The 16727-nt window shown below is 74.8% G+C and carries 13 protein-coding genes and 1 pseudogene; 5 read left to right on the forward strand and 9 right to left on the reverse strand.

The features are described 5' to 3' along the window. Window positions 1–26: 26 nt before the first annotated feature. Together O7628_RS08045 and O7628_RS08050 are read right to left on the reverse strand one after the other, a co-directional pair. Window positions 27–434 (reverse strand): roadblock/LC7 domain-containing protein, encoded by a 408-nt coding sequence (locus O7628_RS08045; RefSeq protein ID WP_043965587.1) that lies wholly within the window; start codon window positions 432–434, stop codon window positions 27–29. Beyond that, window positions 431–3607, reverse strand: a complete 3177-nt coding sequence (locus O7628_RS08050) for a nitrate- and nitrite sensing domain-containing protein (protein ID WP_278129395.1) — start codon at window positions 3605–3607, stop codon at window positions 431–433. Before O7628_RS08050 ends, O7628_RS08045 begins: the two co-directional genes overlap by 4 nt. Window positions 3608–4055: 448 nt before the next feature. Between O7628_RS08050 and O7628_RS08055 the strand changes: the two genes are divergently transcribed. Then, window positions 4056–5237, forward strand: coding sequence for an ABC transporter substrate-binding protein (locus tag O7628_RS08055; RefSeq protein WP_278129396.1), 1182 nt, complete (start codon window positions 4056–4058; stop codon window positions 5235–5237). A 52-nt stretch (window positions 5238–5289) separates the two neighbouring features. On the opposite strand, the gene O7628_RS08060 is transcribed toward O7628_RS08055, so the two are convergent. Together O7628_RS08060 and O7628_RS08065 are read right to left on the reverse strand one after the other, a co-directional pair. Then, window positions 5290–6150, reverse strand: a complete 861-nt coding sequence (locus tag O7628_RS08060; protein WP_278129397.1) for an ABC transporter permease — start codon at window positions 6148–6150, stop codon at window positions 5290–5292. A gap of 101 nt (window positions 6151–6251) precedes the next feature. After that, window positions 6252–7280 carry an ABC transporter substrate-binding protein gene (locus O7628_RS08065; protein WP_178066429.1) on the reverse strand — a complete coding sequence of 343 codons (1029 nt, stop codon included), beginning with the start codon at window positions 7278–7280 and terminating at the stop codon, window positions 6252–6254. Between the two features lie 266 nt (window positions 7281–7546). On the opposite strand from O7628_RS08065, the gene O7628_RS08070 reads away from it, so the two are divergent. The 4 genes from O7628_RS08070 to O7628_RS08085 all read left to right on the forward strand — a co-directional run bounded on the left by O7628_RS08070 (window position 7547) and on the right by O7628_RS08085 (window position 12037). Then, the gene (locus O7628_RS08070; RefSeq protein ID WP_278129398.1) at window positions 7547–8341 is read left to right on the forward strand and encodes an ABC transporter ATP-binding protein; all 795 of its coding nucleotides are present in this window, start codon (window positions 7547–7549) and stop codon (window positions 8339–8341) included. 2 nt (window positions 8342–8343) lie between these two features. Beyond that, a complete protein-coding gene (locus tag O7628_RS08075) occupies window positions 8344–9312 on the forward strand; it encodes an LLM class F420-dependent oxidoreductase (RefSeq protein ID WP_278136258.1) in 969 nt (322 codons plus the stop codon). Between the two features lie 4 nt (window positions 9313–9316). After that, window positions 9317–9625 carry a cupin gene (locus O7628_RS08080; protein WP_043965575.1) on the forward strand — a complete coding sequence of 103 codons (309 nt, stop codon included), beginning with the start codon at window positions 9317–9319 and terminating at the stop codon, window positions 9623–9625. Between the two features lie 66 nt (window positions 9626–9691). Further along, the gene (locus O7628_RS08085; protein ID WP_278129399.1) at window positions 9692–12037 is read left to right on the forward strand and encodes a hypothetical protein; all 2346 of its coding nucleotides are present in this window, start codon (window positions 9692–9694) and stop codon (window positions 12035–12037) included. A gap of 129 nt (window positions 12038–12166) precedes the next feature. On the opposite strand, the gene thiC is transcribed toward O7628_RS08085, so the two are convergent. The 5 genes and pseudogenes from thiC to thiS form a co-directional block, all read right to left on the reverse strand. After that, complete coding sequence (thiC, locus tag O7628_RS08090) at window positions 12167–13759, reverse strand: phosphomethylpyrimidine synthase ThiC (RefSeq protein ID WP_278129400.1); 1593 nt, start codon at window positions 13757–13759, stop codon at window positions 12167–12169. A 20-nt stretch (window positions 13760–13779) separates the two neighbouring features. Beyond that, window positions 13780–14565 carry a bifunctional hydroxymethylpyrimidine kinase/phosphomethylpyrimidine kinase gene (thiD, locus tag O7628_RS08095; RefSeq protein WP_178066432.1) on the reverse strand — a complete coding sequence of 262 codons (786 nt, stop codon included), beginning with the start codon at window positions 14563–14565 and terminating at the stop codon, window positions 13780–13782. A gap of 242 nt (window positions 14566–14807) precedes the next feature. After that, a pseudogene (locus O7628_RS08100) lies at window positions 14808–15548 on the reverse strand (thiamine phosphate synthase); the annotation flags it as partial. Between the two features lie 101 nt (window positions 15549–15649). Then, a complete protein-coding gene (locus O7628_RS08105) occupies window positions 15650–16435 on the reverse strand; it encodes a thiazole synthase (protein ID WP_278129402.1) in 786 nt (261 codons plus the stop codon). Window positions 16436–16439: 4 nt separating this feature from the next. Beyond that, complete coding sequence (gene thiS, locus O7628_RS08110; protein WP_074472538.1) at window positions 16440–16640, reverse strand: sulfur carrier protein ThiS; 201 nt, start codon at window positions 16638–16640, stop codon at window positions 16440–16442. Window positions 16641–16727: the final 87 nt, after the last annotated feature.

The following is a 16727-nucleotide window of genomic DNA, read 5'->3' on the forward strand; positions in this document are numbered from 1 at the left end:
TCATCTGTCCGTGCAGCCCGGCCGCGCTACGCGCGCACCGCGTCGCGGGGCAGCGGCACCAGCGCCGCGCCCACCCGCTCGACCAGCAGGGCCATCTCGTAGCCGACCTGCCCCACGTCGCAGCTACGGGCGGCGAGCACCGCCATCGACGAGCCGTCACTGATCGACATCAGGAAGAGGTATCCGCTGTCCATCTCGATGACCGTCTGGAGCACCCCGCCGGCGCTGAACATGCGGGCCGCGCCCTCGGTCAGGCTCACCACGCCGGAGGTGATGGCGGCGAGCTGGTCGGCCCGGTCCGGGGGGAGGTCCCGGGACGAGGCGAGCAGCAGCCCGTCCGCGGACACCGCCACCACGTGGGCGATGCCCGCCACGCTGTCGGCGAAGTTGGTGAGCAGCCAACCCATGTCCTGCATGGCCGCTGGCCTGTTCATCGGCTCGTCTCCTTGGTCGAATTGCTGTTCTGGTCCCCGCCGGCCGTCCGCCCCCGCTGCACGCCACGGTGGTAGGCCGACAGCAGGCCGCGTACCTCGTCGGGGGTGCGCCGGCTGCGGTCCCGACCGCTCTTCGGTTCGATCCCGCCGGGGACGAGCTGGGCCTGGGGCACCCGCTTGGGCAGGCCGGAGCGGGTGGTGCCGGCGGCCGGCGGTTCGGCCGCCTGGCTGGCCCGGGACCAGCCCTCGTCGGCGGCGGTCCGCCACGCCTCCGGGTCCACCGCCGGTGGCGGGGTCGGTGCCGCCGGGGCGCTGGGCGCGGCGGCGACCGGCGGCGGCGGGGGCGGTGCCACCGGCGCGCTGTGGACCTGGGGCGCCGTCGTCGTCGCGCCGGGGCCGTCCGTGTCGGTGGCCCCCGGGGTACGGGTGGGCAGCGGGGCCCGCGGCGCGGCGGTGGCCGGTGCCGGGGCGGGCTCGTCGAAGTTGGGGCGCTGGAAGATCGCGGTCACGTCGTCACCGTGCGAGCGGAACCATACCGCCTCCATCTCGCGGAAGATCGGCGCCTCCGCCTGTTGGGCCGGGCGGGCGACCACCGGGGTGGCCGGGGCGACCGGCACGGGCGGGGCGGAAGGGGCGGAGGGCGTCGTCCCGGCGACCGGGCCACCCGGCAGCGCCGGGGTCGCCGGCGCGAGCGGAGCGGTCGGCGCGAACGACGCCGTCGGGTTGGTCTGGGCGAACGGGGTGGCCGGCGCGAACGACGCCGACGGGGTGGCCGGCGCGAGCGGGGTGGCCGGCTGGGCGGGCTCCCCGTTCGGCGACCGGCGGGGCAGCGGGTCGAGCGCCGGGAACGCCACGGTCGGGCTGCCGATCGCCCCGCCGCCGGGCGCGTACGCCGGCTGGGCCGGCGCGGACGGCTGCGGGGTGGGCGGCTGCGACACGGGCGTCATGGTCGGGAGCGTCGGCTGGGACACGGTCGGGCTGCCGAACGGCGCGGCCGTCACCCCGTCCCGGGTGTCGCCGGGCACCTGCCACCGGGCCGGAGTGGGCGCCGCGGTGCGCCACTGGTCGGTCAGGGTGGCGGTGCGGCCGGCGGTCGCCGGCTCGCCGAAGCCGGTCGGGCTCGACGGGGCCTGCTCCACCTGGGCCGGCTGGCGCGCCGGGGTGAGCGGGGCCGGGGCCGGCTCGCGGCCCCGCAGCGACGGCAGCACCACGGTCGTGCTGGGCAGGGTCACCTGGGCGACCGTGCCGCCCTCCACGTTGCGCCGCAGCTCCACCCGGATGCCGTACCGGGAGGCGAGGCGGCTCACCACGGCGAGACCCATCAGCCGGAACGCGGCCACGTCCACCGTCGACGGCGCGGAGAGCCGGCGGTTGAGCGAGTCGAGCTGCTCGTCGGTGAGGCCGAGGCCCCGGTCCTCGACCTGGATGAGCACGTAGTCGCGGATCCGCCGGCCGTCGGCGACCACCACCGTGTTCGGCGGGGAGAAGCGGGTGGCGTTGTCGAGCAGCTCGGCGACCAGGCGGACGACGTCGTTCACCGCGTGCGCGGCGACCGAGATGTCGGTGTCGACGGTGCCGAACTCGATCCGGTTGTACTGCTCGACCTCGGACTGGGAGGCCCGCAGCACGTCGATCAGGAGCGCGTCGTCGCGGCGCGGCACGGCGGAGTCGGCGCCGGCGAGGACCAGCAGGTTCTCGTCGTTGCGGCGCATCCGGGTGGCCAGGTGGTCCAGTTCGAAGAGCTGGGCGAGCCGCTTCGGGTCCTCCTCGCCGCGCTCGATCGCGTCCAGCTCGCCGATCATCCGGTCGACCAGCGTCTGACTGCGCCGGGCCAGGTTGAGGAACATCGCGGAGACGCTGGTCCGCAGCGCGGCCTGCTCGGCGGCGACCCGGACCGCCTCCCGGTGGACGACGTTGAACGCCAGGGCGACCTGCCCGACCTCGTCGCGGTTGGTGAGCTTGATCGGGTCCCGGACCTGCCGGACGATCTCCTCCACGCCGCCGTCACCGACGTTGCCGATGGTCTGCAGCCGCTGCACCGCGTCGGGCAGGTCGTGGTTGGCCACCGAGAGCGCGCCCTCGCGCAGCCGGCGCAGCGAGTGGTTGAGCGAGCGGGCCAGCACCACGGCCAGCGTGACGGCGATGATGAGGGTCAGCAGCACCAGCACCGACTCGACGATGGCCTGCCGGATGACGTCCGCGCGGGCCTGCTCGGTCTGGTCGAGCAGCCGCCGCTGGAGCTGGATCTCCGCCCACCGCATCAGGTCGTTGACCGAGCCGATGGAGGAGGACACGTCGGCGGCGGTGACCAGGGGTGCCTGCCCGACCGACCGGGTCAGGTCGGCGGCCACCCGGTCGGCGAGCACGACGGCGTCACCGGAGACGGTGCCGTCGACCAGGGCCCGCTGGACCGGGTCGGCGGCCAGCGAGAAGGAGACCAGGGCCTCCTGCTGGCTGGTGAGGGTGGCCACGAAGGACGAGAACTGCTCCTCGTCGAGCCGGCCCGAGGAGAGCGCCGTGTAGGCGACCGCCTGTTCCTCGGCGACCGCGGCCTTGGCGTGGGCGAACGCGGCAACCGCCCGGCGGTTGTCGGCCAGGGCCTCCTGGCCGGGCATCTGGGCGAGCGTGTCGTTGTAGGAGACCAGGTCGGTGACGATGACGCCGTAACGCAGCGACGCCTCGGCCACCGGCATCTGCTTGCGGTCCAGCACCTCCTGGCGGGTGCTGTTCAGCGTCTTCAGGTGGTCGTCGATGACCTTGAGCCGGTCCCGTACGTCGCTCGGGACCTCCCCGATGCCGCCCCGCGCGGCGTTGTACGCCTCGATGCGCGCGTCGGTGCTGCGTACCCGCAGGTTGAACTCGTCGACGCGGCCCTTCTCCCCCGGGCGGGCCAGCAGGGTGGCCGCGGCCATCCGCTCCTTGTGCAGGTCCTGGGTGAGCGCCGAGACGTCGATCGACAGGGCGGTCAGCGACCGCAGCTGGGTCGCCTCCAGCGCGCCCTCACCGGTGGAGATGAGCCGGATGGTGGCGAGCGCGATCACCGCCGCGACGGGCACCACCAGAATCAGCGCCAGCTTCGAGCGGATCCGGGCATCCCGGAGGCGGGGCAGCCGTCGCCGGCCCCGCTCGTTCGACTCGCCGCTCTCGGGCAGGGTCGTAGGTCCGGTGCTCACGACATCGCCTCCGTCGTTTCTTCCACGCCTGAACCGCCGACCCGTGCCCGGTGCAGCGGACAGCGCCGCGCGCGGCACGGCCGCGATTTCATCAGAGAAGATCGTGTTTGGGAAGCCGCGGTGAGGTAGGAAACGGTCGCACGGCACTCATCGCGTGATCCGGTCAACTAATACCTTCATTTCCCCAAGCCCCTGATCAGGGGATGTGACTCCAGAGTGGTCGTGCGCTTATGCAAAGTAAGCGTTTGCAAACATCGGGTAACCCCAACATGTGGGACACCCGTCCCGAAAAGCTTGGGAGCATCCGCGCTTGACCACAGGGCCCGGCATTGGCAAGGTTTTGCAGGCTTCGCGCACACCGTACGGCAGACCAATCCCGTTTCTCCACTGAGGACGGAACAAGCGGCGGTGACCGGGCAACTGCCCGCGCCGCACCTGGAGGACAGAGTTGACTCCCATCCGCTCCGTGACCATCGCGGCGCTCGCCTCGGCCGTCCTGGCCACCACGCTCACCGGCTGCCAGTTCGGCGCGGCGGAGCAGGATACGAGCCCGATCGTGATCGCCGTCGACCTGGAGCTGTCCGGCTCCGCGGCCCCGGTAGGCAAGGCGTACCAGCGCGCGCTGGAACTGAAGGTCGATCAGCTCAACGGCTCGGGCGCGCTCGGCGCCCGCAAGATCGAGCTCAAGGTGAAGGACAACCGGTCGGACGCGAGCGAGTCGCTGCGCAACATCGGTGACTTCAGCAACGACTCCCAGGTGAGCGCGATCATCATGGGCGGGTGCAACGAATGCGCCGTCGGCGCGGCGCGTACGATCAACGAGAAGAAGATCCCGACGATCGCGCTCGCCTCGTCCAGCGCCGTGGCCACCCCGGTCGCCGACCGGCGCTACCTGTTCAAGCTGGCCCCGAACGCGGCCGACAGCGCCGCCGCCCTCACCACCGAGCTGCGCCGGCGCGGGATCCGCAAGGTGACCGTGCTCAACAGCGACGACAGCTACGGCCGCGAGGGGCTGGACGTGCTGCGCCGCGAGCTCGACAAGACCAACATCAAGCTGCTCAGCGACCAGTCGGTGAAGACCACCGACACCGACGTCAGCCAGCAGGTCGCCACGCTGGCCGCGCGGAACGCGGAGGCGATGGTGGTCTGGACCCCGCCGGAGCAGGCGATGCTCGCCGCGGGCGCGGCCCAGACGGCCGGGTTCACCGGCTCGCTGTTCTTCGACGCCTCGGCCGCCGGGGAGCTGTTCCTGGGCGCGGCGTCCCGGTCGGCGGAGCGGGCCACCCTGATCTTCACGCAGACGATGGTCATCGACGACGTCATCGCCACCACGCCGGCCAAGGCGGCCCGCCGCCAGTGGTTCCAGGACTACACGGCCCGCTTCGGCGGCTACAACGGCTTCTCCTCGTTCGCCGCGGACGCCGTGCAGCTCATCGCCGACGCCGAGCTGCGGGCCGGCGGCGAGCCCGGCAGGGCCGGGCGCGACGGGTTGCGCAACGTGCTGGAGACGTCCCAGATGGACGGCCTCTCCGGCCCGATCCGGATGACGCCGGACAACCACTCGGGGCTGATGCCGCAGGCCCTCACCACGCTGGTCGCCCGGGGCGGGCGCTGGCGGCTCGCCGGCTGACGGCACGACGAGAGGGTGGGCCCGCCGGTCGACCGGCGGGCCCACCGTCGTCTCACCTCGTCGAGGTGGTCTCCCGCACCCAGGGCAGGGCCAGGCGCTCCACGAACACCAGCGCCGAGTAGAGCAGGATGCTGACCAGCGCCACCAGCATGATCGCCGCCCAGGCGGTCGCGGTGTCGCCGATGCCGGCGTACTGGGTGATGACGTAGCCGAGGCCGCTCTCGCCGGCCTGGAACTCCCCGATCACCGCGCCGATCGCGGCCAGCGGCATCGCCACCTTCAGGCCGACGAAGATCTGCGGCAGCGCGGCCGGGAAGCGCACCTTGCGGAACGCCTGCCACCAGGAGGCGTTCAGGGAGCGGACCAGCTCGGCCAGGTCGGACGGCGTGGTGGTCAGCCCGGTCGCGGTGGAGAGCACGATCGGGAAGAAGCAGAGCAGGAAGACCATGGTCAGGATCGGCTTCTGCCCCCAGCCGAGCGCGACCACGAGCAGCGGCCCCAGGGTGATCTTCGGGACGGCGTTGACCGCGACCAGCAGCGGGGTGAACATCCGCTCGACGGTGCGCGAGGCGGCCAGGGAGAGCCCGAGCAGCACGCCGGCCACGGCGGAGAGCGCGAAGCCGATCAGGATCTCCAGCATGGTGTCGAGCGTGTGCTCCAGCATCCGGTCCGGCTTGTCGGTGAACGCCGACAGCACCGAGCCGGGGGTGGGCAGCGCGGCGGGGTGCACCAGCTCCAGCCGGGCGGTGAGCCACCACACCGCGAACGCGACCAGCAGGCCCGCGCCGGGCAGCAGCAGGCCGTTCGCGCCGGCCCGCGCGCCGACGCCGAGGGTGCCGCGCCCGACGGCGGGGCGGCGCTGGGCGACGGGCGGGCCCGCGAGTGCCGGTTCCGGTGACCGGAGGTCGGTCATCTTGTTCTCCTCATCCATCCGGCGCGACGGCCGGGAGACGGAACGGGGGTACGCCCCGCCGGAGGCCGGCGGGGCGTACCCCTGCTGACTTGTCGGACCGGTCAGGACTGCGGCACGAGGCTGAAGTCGATGATCTGGTCGGGGGTGAGGTTCTGCTTGAGCGAGCCCGCGCCCTGGAGGATCGCGATGCTCTTGGCGACCCGGCCGCTGTCCAGCGTGCCGATCTTGGTGCCGGAGTTGTTGGACCGGACGTACCCGGCCATGAGCTGGAGCTCGGCGGCGGCCGCCGCCGGGTTGGTGGCGTCGACGTTCTTCTTCAGCAGCTCGGCGGCCTCCTGCGGGTTCGCCAGGGAGTACTCCAGGCCCTTCATCAGCGCGGCGGTGAACCGCTTCACCATCTCCGGCTTCTCCTTGGCGATCTTGCTGGAGGTGATCAGCACGTTGCCGTAGAGGTCCTGCATCACGTTGCTGTACGGCAGCAGGACGGCCTTCTTCTTGGTGACCGCCTCGACCGTCGGCTGGCCCACGACGAACTGGCCGATGCCGTCGACGGAGCCGGAGGCGAGGGTGCCCATCAGGGTCTGCGCCTCGCCGTTGACCCAGGTCACCTTGTTGACGTCCACGCCGGCGAGCCGGGCGTACGTCGGGAAGAGGTTGCGGACCACGGACGCCGGGGCGTCGGCGAGCTTCTTGCCCTCCAGGTCCTTCGGCGAGGCGATGTTCTTGCCCTCGACCGTCACGATGGCAGCCATGGTGCGCTGCTGGATCGCCGCGACGGCGACGAAGTCCTTGGCCTGCCCGTTGCCGAGCTGGAGGAGGCCACCGGTGAGGTCGATCGGACCGAAGTCGGCCTGACCACCGACGATGGTCTGGATCACCGCGCCCGTGCCCTGGCCGGGCTTGATCTCGACGTCGAAGCCGGCCTCCTTGAAGAAGCCCTTCTCCTTCGCCACCCAGGCGTAGGAGTCCCGGCCGAAGTTGCCGAAGGAAGTGAGGTACGTCACTTTCTCCAGTGACTTGCCGTCGCCGCCCTTCGCGTCGGACGCGTCCGAGTCGCTGCTGCACGCGGACACCAGGGTGAGGGCGGAGGCCAGGAGGGCCGCGGCGACCGTGCGGGTCAGCCTGTTCATCTGTGCACCATGTCCTTTCCGACCAGGGGCGATGCGCCTCCGGGCGGGTCGTCGAGAGCAACGGCGTCGACAGAGGGGGGAGCCGACGCCATCGTCGTGAGGGGACTATTCGCCGGCACAGACTACGCAAGAGACCTGCCGGTGTAGCGAGGAGTGTGTGTTTCGGAACGGAAACGAACTGATCTCCACCCCGGACCGTTGCCTCCGGACGACGGCGGGCTACCCTAGCTGCGATCCTGATGGTCCACTCAGGGAGGACACCGGCGATGATCCGACTGTCCGGCGTGTCCCGCACCTTCGACGGTCGGGCCGGCCGGGTCGAGGCACTGCGGGGCATCGACCTCGACGTCGCCGAGGGCGAGTTCGTCGCCGTGCTCGGGCGCTCGGGCTGCGGCAAGTCCACCCTGCTGCGGATGATCGCCGGCCTGCTGCCGGCCACCGCCGGGGAGATCACCGTCGCGGGCACGCCGATCACCCGCCCCCGCCGCGACATCGCCATGCTGTTCCAGCGCCCCGCCCTGCTGCCCTGGCGGTCGGTGCTGGACAACGTGCTGCTGCCCGTGGAGATCTTCGGATGGAAGCGGGCCCGGCACCGCGAGCGCGCCCGGGAGCTGCTCGACCTGGCCGGTCTCGCCGGGTTCGAGAAGCGGCTGCCGCACGAGCTGTCCGGCGGCATGCAGCAGCGCGTCTCGCTGTGCCGGTCGCTGATCGGCGACCCCCGGGTGATGCTCATGGACGAGCCGTTCTCCGCCCTGGACGCGCTCACCCGCGAGGAGCTCTCCGGTGAGCTCCAGCGGGTGCACATGACCAGCGGGGCCACCGTCGTCTTCGTCACCCACTCCATCGACGAGGCGGTGCTGCTCGCCGACCGGGTGGTCGTGCTCAGCCCCCGGCCGGGCCGGATCCGCGCGATCGTCGAGGTCGACATCCCCCGGCCCCGCACCCTCGGCCGCAACGCCCACCTCGCCGACGTCGCCCGGGTCAGCGCCGAGCTGCACGAGCTGCTGATGGAACGCGACACCCCCTCCGCGCCCGCCGGGGCCGGCGCGGAGGGACGGTGACCATGCGGGTCAGCGTCTTCACCGAGCCGCACCGGGGCGCCACCTACGACGACCAGCTGCGCTTCGCGCGGGCCGTCGAGGCGGGCGGCTTCGAGGGGTTCCTGCGGGCCGACCACTACCAGTTCCTCGGCGCCGAGCCCGGCCTGCCCGGCCCCACCGACGCCTGGCTCACCCTCGCCGCGCTGGCGCGGGAGACCACCCGGATCCGGCTCGGCACCCTCGTCACGTCGGCCACCTTCCGGCTGCCCGGCCCGCTCGCCGTCATGGTCGCCCAGGTCGACCAGATGAGCGGCGGCCGGGTCGAGCTGGGCATCGGCGCCGGCTGGTACGAGCGGGAGCACATCTCGTACGGCATCCCGTTCCCCGGCGTCGGCGAGCGTTTCGACCGGCTCGCCGAGCAGCTCGAAGTGATCACCGGCCTGTGGCGCACCCCGGTCGGCGAGACGTACAGCTTCACCGGCGAGCACTACCGCCTGGTCGACTCCCCCGCCCTGCCCAAGCCGGTCCAGCGGCCCGGCCCACCGGTGATCGTCGGCGGACGCGGCCCCACGCGCACCCCCCGACTCGCCGCCCGGTACGCCGACGAGTTCAACATGCCGTTCAAGAGCGTCGCCGAGACCGCCGTCGCGTACGAGCGGGTGGTCGAGGCGTGCGACCGGCACGGCCGCCCGGCGTCGGGGCGGAAGCCGCTCGTCCTCTCCGCCGCCATCGCGGTGGCGGTCGGGCGCACCGACGCCGAGGCGCGGCTGCGGGCCGCACCGCTGCACGCCAAGAGCGCCCTGCCGCCGGAGGACGCGGTGGTCGGCTCGCCCGCCCAGCTCGTCGACCGGATCGGCGAGTTCGCCGCCGTCGGCGCGACCCGGGTGCACCTGCGGCTGACCGACCTCGCCGACCTCGACCACCTGGAGCTCATCGCCGCCGAGGTGCTCCCGCACCTGGCGCGCGCCGACGCTGCCGCCACTGGAGGCTGACCGGATGACCGACGTGATCGACGGGACCGAGCTGGGCCCGGTGGGCCAGGAGATCGTCTACGAGAACGACCGGGTGCGGGTGTGGCACATCCGGCTGGAGCCGGGCGAGCGGCAGCCGCTGCACCGGCACGACCACCCGTACCTGGTGATCGCCGTCCAGGGCGCGAAGAACGTGGTGCAGACGATCGACGGCACCACCATCGACGCGGACGAGCCGACCGGCGGGGTGGTGTACCGCGACCCGGGCGCCGTCCACATGCTCACCAATGTCGGGGATACGACGTACCTGGCGCGGCTGGTCGAGCTGAAGTAGTCGCAGGCCGGGCGCGTCGCCGCGCCAAGGTGGCGATCGGGCGCACCGGGCCGTAACGTGCCCGACATGGCCTTTCGGACGTGGGGCAAGCCGCTGTTCACCGCGCTCGGGGTGAGCATGCTGGCCGGGGCCGGCCAGCTCGGCATCGCGTACGGCTTCGGCATCGTGCGGATCGCCGGCGACTTCACCGACGCCACCGTCAACCGGTGGCCCGCCCAGCTCGTCTGGGTGGGCTGGTGCGCGGCGCTCGCCGCCGTGGTCGGCGCGGTGGTCACCGAGCGGCTCACCAGCGCCGACCCGGTCACCGGCAGCACGACCGGGCGGCTCGCCCTGGCCGGCGCGGCGGCCCTGGGCGCGACCGTCGTCGCGCCGTTGTGCATGCAGCCGGCCCGGGCCACCCAGCTCAACAGCGTGGACCCGGTCTGGGCGGTGGGCATCTGCGCGACCCTCGGCGCGGTGGTCGGCGCCGGCGCGGCGCTCGCCGTGCTGCTGCGCCCGCCGCTGGGCTGGAACGTCGCGGCCGTCGCCGGCACGGTCTGGTTCGTCGCCCTGGTCTCGGCCCTGCCGTCCCTCGTCGGCACCGGCCCGCTGCCGACCGTACGCCTCGGGGTGTTCGAGCCGGCCTGGCTCGCCACGGACGCGGCGCAGCGGCTGGCCACGATCGTCCTGCCGCTGGCGGCCCTACTCGCGGGCGCGGCCTCCGGCGCGCTGGCCCGCCGGCGCGGGCATCCGCCGCTGATCGCGGGCGCGACCGGGGCGGTGGGCCCCGTGCTGGTCGCCTTCGCCTACCTCACCGCGGGCCCGGGCGACCCGGCCGACCGGTATCAGCTCGCGCCCTACTACGGCGCGCTGCTCGCGGTCGCCACCGGCCTGCTCGGCGCCACGGCCGCCGCCCTGGCCCGCTGGCCCCTCTTCGCCGGCTGGCCCCTCTTCGCCGGCTGGCCCCTCTTCGCCCGGTCCGCCGACGCCGACCCGCCGGCCGACGGCCCGGCCGGCGTCGTCGTCCCGGCCGGCGGGCCGGCCGACCTGGCCGGTTCCCGGGGCGCGGCCCTGCCCGGAGCGCTCGGCGCCCGCCCGCCCGGCACGCTCCGCGCGGCCCTGTCCGGGATGCGCGCCGCCGGCCTGGCCAGGGGGCGTGGCGTCGGCCTGGCCAGGGGGCGCGGCGTCGGCCTGCCCGGCACGGCCCGCGCGGCCGGCCACCGGGCCGCGATCGAGCCGACGGACATCCTCCGGCCGCTGCCGACCGGCCCCACCCCACCGGCGGCCGGCGACGCCGACGGGCCCGCCGACCCGACCGACCCGGCCGCCCAGCCGGGCCCGACCACGGCCCGCCGGGTCCCCGCGACCATCGGCGACCCGCTGCCGGACGACCGCACCGGCGACACCCCCGCCCGCAGCGCAGGCCCCCACAGCCGGGGCGACGACGCGCGGGACCCGGCCGGGGCCGACGGTCCGGCCGGCGCTCCCCCCGCCCACTGGGAGTGGCCGATGGCCGCCGGCACGCCCGCCGCCCGGCCCACCGCCCCGGCCGCGACCGCCGAGACGACCGGGACCGGCGAGACGACCGGCCCAGTCCCGCTCGGCGAGGCGACCGACCCGATCCCGACCGGCCAGGCCACCGATCCCACCCCGACCGGCCAGGCCACCGAGCCGGCCCCGACCGACCCGGCCACCGAGCCGGCCCCGACCGGCCGGGCCGCCGGCCCGACCCCGACCGACCCGACCGACCCGGCCACTGAGCCGGCCCCGACCGACCCGGCCACGACCGGCCGCCGGGCCACCGACCCGGTCCCGACCGGCGAGGCCGCCGACCGGTCCCCGAGCGGCCAGGCCGCCGAGGCGGCCGCCCGGCCCCGCCCCCGGCTCCCCCTGCCCGACCTCGACAAGGCGGCGAGCTGGGACGCGTTCGGCAACGCCGCGCGCCGGTTCGCCACGCCGACGCCCGAGCGGCACCCGGTGGGCGACACGCCGCCCCCGCGCGACGAGCCGGGTGGACCGGGCGAGCTGTGGCAGAGCGCGGCGCGGGCGACCGGCGCGCCCCCCTCCCCCGGCACGGGCCTGTCCCCGGTCGGCGGGGCAGGGCCGGCACCGGCCGGCGGGGCGGCTGCCGCTCCCGTCGCCGGCGAGCCCGAGGGTCCGGCGGAGGCCGGCCCGTCGCCGGAGGACACCGCCGCCGGCCGGTCCCGGCTCCTGCGGCCCCTGTTCCGGCGCGGCCGGACCCGGGCGGCCGACGACCCGGGCGCGGCGGCCGAGCGGGACGACCGCCGCGACCCGGAACCGCTGCCGGCGCAGGACGAGGAGTACGTCGACTGGGTCACCGGCCTCGCCCGCCCCGTGTCGGGCGAGACCGGTGGGTCGGAGGACGCCACCCGGCGCTCGCTGCGCGCCTCCGGCCGGCACCACCGGGACTGACCCCGCCTGGCGGCCGGCGTCCCACCACGTCGGCGACGTGACGGGGTCGGCCCCGGCGGGGCACCACCATGTCGCCGACCCGGCTCCGGACGCAGGCCAGGCAAGGCCACCCCGGCGGGCCGGGCGGGATCAGGCCAGCGGCAGGTACACCCGGCCGCCGGAAGACACGAACTCCTCCGACTTGTCCCGCATTCCGCGTGCCGCGTACTCCTTCAGCTCCTGGGTGATCTTCATGGAGCAGAACTTCGGGCCGCACATCGAGCAGAAGTGCGCCGTCTTCGCCGGCTCGGCCGGCAGGGTCGCGTCGTGGTACGACCGCGCCGTCTCCGGGTCCAGCGAGAGGTTGAACTGGTCGGACCAGCGGAACTCGAACCGCGCCTTCGACAGCGCGTCGTCCCACGCCTGCGCGCCGGGGTGGCCCTTGGCCAGGTCCGCCGCGTGCGCCGCGATCTTGTAAGCGATCACGCCGGCCTTCACGTCGTCCCGGTCGGGGAGGCCGAGGTGCTCCTTCGGCGTCACGTAGCAGAGCATCGCGGTGCCGAACATGCCGATCATGGCAGCGCCGATCGCCGACGTGATGTGGTCGTACGCGGGCGCGATGTCCGTGGTCAGCGGGCCGAGCGTGTAGAACGGCGCCTCGTGGCACCACTCCTGCTGGAGGTCCACGTTCTCCTTGATCTTGTGCATCGGCACGTGCCCGGGGCCCTCGATCATCACCTGCACGTCGTATTCCCAGGCGATCCTCGTCAGCTCGCCGAGGGTGCGCAGCTCGGCGAACTGGGCCGCGTCGTTGGCGTCGGCGATGGACCCGGGGCGCAGCCCGTCGCCGAGGGAGAACGTCACGTCGTACCGGGCGAGGATCTCGCACAGCTCGCGGAAGTTGGTGTAGAGGAAGTTCTCCTCGTGGTGCGCCAGGCACCAGGCCGCCATGATCGACCCGCCCCGGGAGACGATCCCGGTGACCCGGTCCACCGCCAGCGGCACGTACGGCAGCAGCACCCCGGCGTGCACCGTCATGTAGTCGACGCCCTGCTCGGCCTGCTCGACCACCGTCTCGCGGAACACCTCCCAGCTCAGCTTCACCGGGTCGCCGCCGACCTTCTCCAGGGCCTGGTAGATCGGCACCGTGCCGATCGGCACCGGCGAGTTGCGCACGATCGCCTCGCGGGTCTCGTGGATCCGCCTGCCGGTGGACAGGTCCATCACGGTGTCCGCGCCCCACCGCGTCGCCCAGGTCAGCTTCTCCACCTCCTCTGCCACCGAGGAGGTGACCGCCGAGGTGCCGATGTTGGCGTTGACCTTCACCAGGAACGCCTTGCCGATGATCGCCGGCTCGCACTCCGGGTGGTTGACGTTGAGCGGGAGCACCGCCCGGCCGGCGGCGATCTCGTCGCGGACGAACTCCGGGGCCATCCCCTCCCGGATCGCCACGAACTCCATCTCCGGGGTGACGACCCCGGCCCGCGCGTACGCGAGCTGCGTCGGGCGCTTCCCGTCCGCGCCCGCGAGCGGGGTGCCCGCCCCGCGCACCGGCGCGACGTCGCCGCGCTCGGCGATCCACGGCCCGCGCAGCGGGGGCAGCCCCACCTCGGGGTCGGAGCCGGGGCCGGAGGTGTCGTAGAGCCGGACCGGCGGGTTGTCGCCGGTCAGGTCGACCTCGGCGAACGGCACCCGGACGTCCGGCCGGGCCCCCTCGACGTAGACCTTGCGTCGTGCCTGCATGACTGCCTCCCAGGTGGTGGTCAGGACCAGCCGAAGTGGTCCAGCGGGCCGCGTCCCGCGCCCAGTTCCCAGTCCCGCGCGCCGGTCAGCGCGCGGGTGACGTACTCCTTTGCGGCCGCGACCGCCGCCGGCACCGGATCACCGGCCGCCAGCCGCACGGCGATCGCCGCCGAGAACGAGCAGCCGGTGCCGTGGCTGTGCCGGGTGCGCACCCGGGGCGCGCGCAGCAGCGTGGTCGACCCGCCGCCGGCCAGCACGTCCACCGACTCGCCGGCCGCGTCCACGTCGCCGCCGGTGACCACCACGTGCGCCGGGCCGCCGGCGACGAGGGCCTCGGCGGCGGCCACCATCTCCTCGACCGTGGTCACCGGGCGTCCGGTGAGGGCGGCGGCCTCCGCGCAGTTCGGCGTCGCCACCTCGGCGTACGGCAGCAGCCGCTCGACCGCCTCGACCACGCCGAGACGGTGCCCGCTGGTGGCCACGAGCACCGGGTCGACGACGAGGTGCGGCAGGCGTCCCGCCCGCGCGGCGTCGGCGACCGCGTCGGCGACGGCCGGGTTGCCGAGCATCCCGGTCTTCACCGCCCGCACCCGGAAGTCGCCGAGCACGCTGTCGAGCTGCTCGGTGACGGTGCGCGGCGGCAGCGGCAGGACGGCGTCCACGCCCCGGGTGTTCTGCGCGGTGACGGCGGTGAGGACGCTCGTGCCGTACGCGCCGAGCGCGGCGAAGACCTTGAGGTCGGCCTGGATGCCGGCACCCCCGCCGGAGTCGGAGCCGGCGATGGTCAGCACGGTCGTCGGGGTCACCTGGTCGCCTCGCTCGCTCGGTCCGTCGGGGTGGTGGCCGGGACCGTGGTGGTGGGTGCGGCGGGGGGCTGCGGCCGACCGTGCCCACTCCGGGCGGTCAGGCTTGATCCCTGCGTGGGCACGGTCGGCCGCAGCCCCGTGCCCTGGGTCTCCGCGTGCTGGCAACGGCTTCGGGCCCCGGCCCGGGCGGTCGTCAGGGCGGCGACCTCGGGCCAGTCTGTGGTCAGCGCGGCGGCCTCGGCCCAGGCGGTCGTCAGCGCGGCGGCTGCCCCGGCCGGATCCCCGGCGCGCAGGATCGCGCCCTGCACCGCCACGCCCGCCGCGCCCGCCGTCAGGCAGGCGCGCACCTGCTCCGGGGTCTCGATGCCGCCGAGGGCGAGGACCGGCACGGGGCTGAACCGGATCAGCTCGCCGAGCCGCCGGGCCCCCAGGGGCGGGCCGTAGCCGGGCTTCGACCTGCTCGGGTACACCGGGGAGAGGGTCGCGTAGTCCTCGGTGGTCAGCCGCGCCAGCTCGGCCGCGTCGTGGCAGGACCGGCCGACGAGCCACGGGCGGGCACGACCGGCGGGGCCGGGGCGGTCGGCGGGGCCGGGGCAGCCGGGGCGGTCGGCGGGGCCGGCGCGGTAGACCGTTTCGGGGCGGGTCGAGACGGGGCGGTCGGCCGGGTCGGTGGGGGCGTGGCCGGTCGGGTCGGTGGGGGCGTGGCCGGTCGGGTCGCGGCGCGGCGGCGGGTAGGGGCCGGCGGCCGGGAGGTGCACGGCGTCGCCACCGAGCGGGTCGGGGCCCGCCACGACCAGGGTGCCGCCGGCCTCGGCGAGGATCGGGCGCAGCTCGGCGGCGAGCGCGGCCCGCTCGGCGCGGGGCAGGCCCTTCTCCCGCAGCACCACCCAGCGCACTCCCCCGGCGACGGCACCCGCCACCACCCGCACGAGCTCCCCCGGCCCGGCCCCTCCCGTGGCGTCTCCTCCCCGATCGGCCAGCAGGACGACGCCGCACGGCGTCGGCGACGAGATCTTGGAAGAATCCGGCCCCTGGAGGGGCCGTTCCCTTCCAAGATCCGCGGGGGGTAGGGCGGGGGGTGGGGTCACAGGTCGGGCCTTCCCTCGTCGGGGGTGGAGGGCAGGGCGTGGAAGCGGCGGGGGATGCGGCCCGCCCCGGCCGCCAGGCGGCCCGCCCCGACCGCGTACCGCATCGCGGTGGCCATCGCGACCGGGTCGGCGGCCCGGGTGACGGCGCTGGCCAGCAGCACGGCGTCGCAGCCCAGCTCCATGGCGAGCGCCGCGTCGGACGCGGTGCCGATCCCCGCGTCGAGGATCACCGGCACGTCGACGCCCTGCCGGATCAGGCGGATGTGGTGCGGGTTGTTCACGCCCAGGCCGGAGCCGATCGGCGCGCCCGCCGGCATCACCGCCGCGCAGCCGACGTCGGCGAGCCGCCGGGCCAGGATCGGGTCGTCCGACGTGTACGGCAGCACGGTGAACCCGTCCGCGACCAGGATCTCGGCGGCGCGCAGCAGCTCCACCCCGTCGGGCAGCAGCGTGCGCTCGTCGCCGATCACCTCCAGCTTCACCCAGTCCGTGTCGAACGCCTCGCGGGCCAGGTGGGCCACCTTCACCGCCTCGCCGGCCGTGTAGCAGCCGGCCGTGTTCGGCAGCAGCCGCACCCCGCACCGCTCCAGCAGCTCCAGCAGCCCGCCGCCCATGGCGGGGGCGGTGTCGACGCGGCGCAGCGCGAGCGTCACCAGCTCGGTGCCGGACGCCCGGATCGCCTGCTCCAGCGCGTGCAGGCTGGCCGCGCCGCCGGTGCCGAGGATCAGCCGGGACCCGAACGTCACGCCGCCCAGCTCGAACGCGAAGCCCTCGTGGGACATGCCGTCACCCGCCCTGGGCGGCGCTGAGCACCTCGACGTGGTCGCCGTCGCGCAGCGGGGTCCCCGGCCAGCCGCCGCGCGGCACGACCTCGCCGTTGACCGCGACGGCGAGGCCGCGCCGCTGATCGGTGACCAGGCCGACCAGGTCGGCCACGGTCGCTCCGGCGGGCAGGGTACGCCCGGTGCCGTTCACCGTCAGTTCCATGTGGGTGCTCCTCCTCGGATGCGTCCTCGGCCCGCCACCGGTGACGGGACGCGCCGGGCCGGACGCGATCGGTCAGGCCGGCGGCGG

Source organism: Micromonospora sp. WMMD956 (assembly GCF_029626125.1).
GTDB classification, from domain to species: domain Bacteria; phylum Actinomycetota; class Actinomycetes; order Mycobacteriales; family Micromonosporaceae; genus Micromonospora; species Micromonospora carbonacea.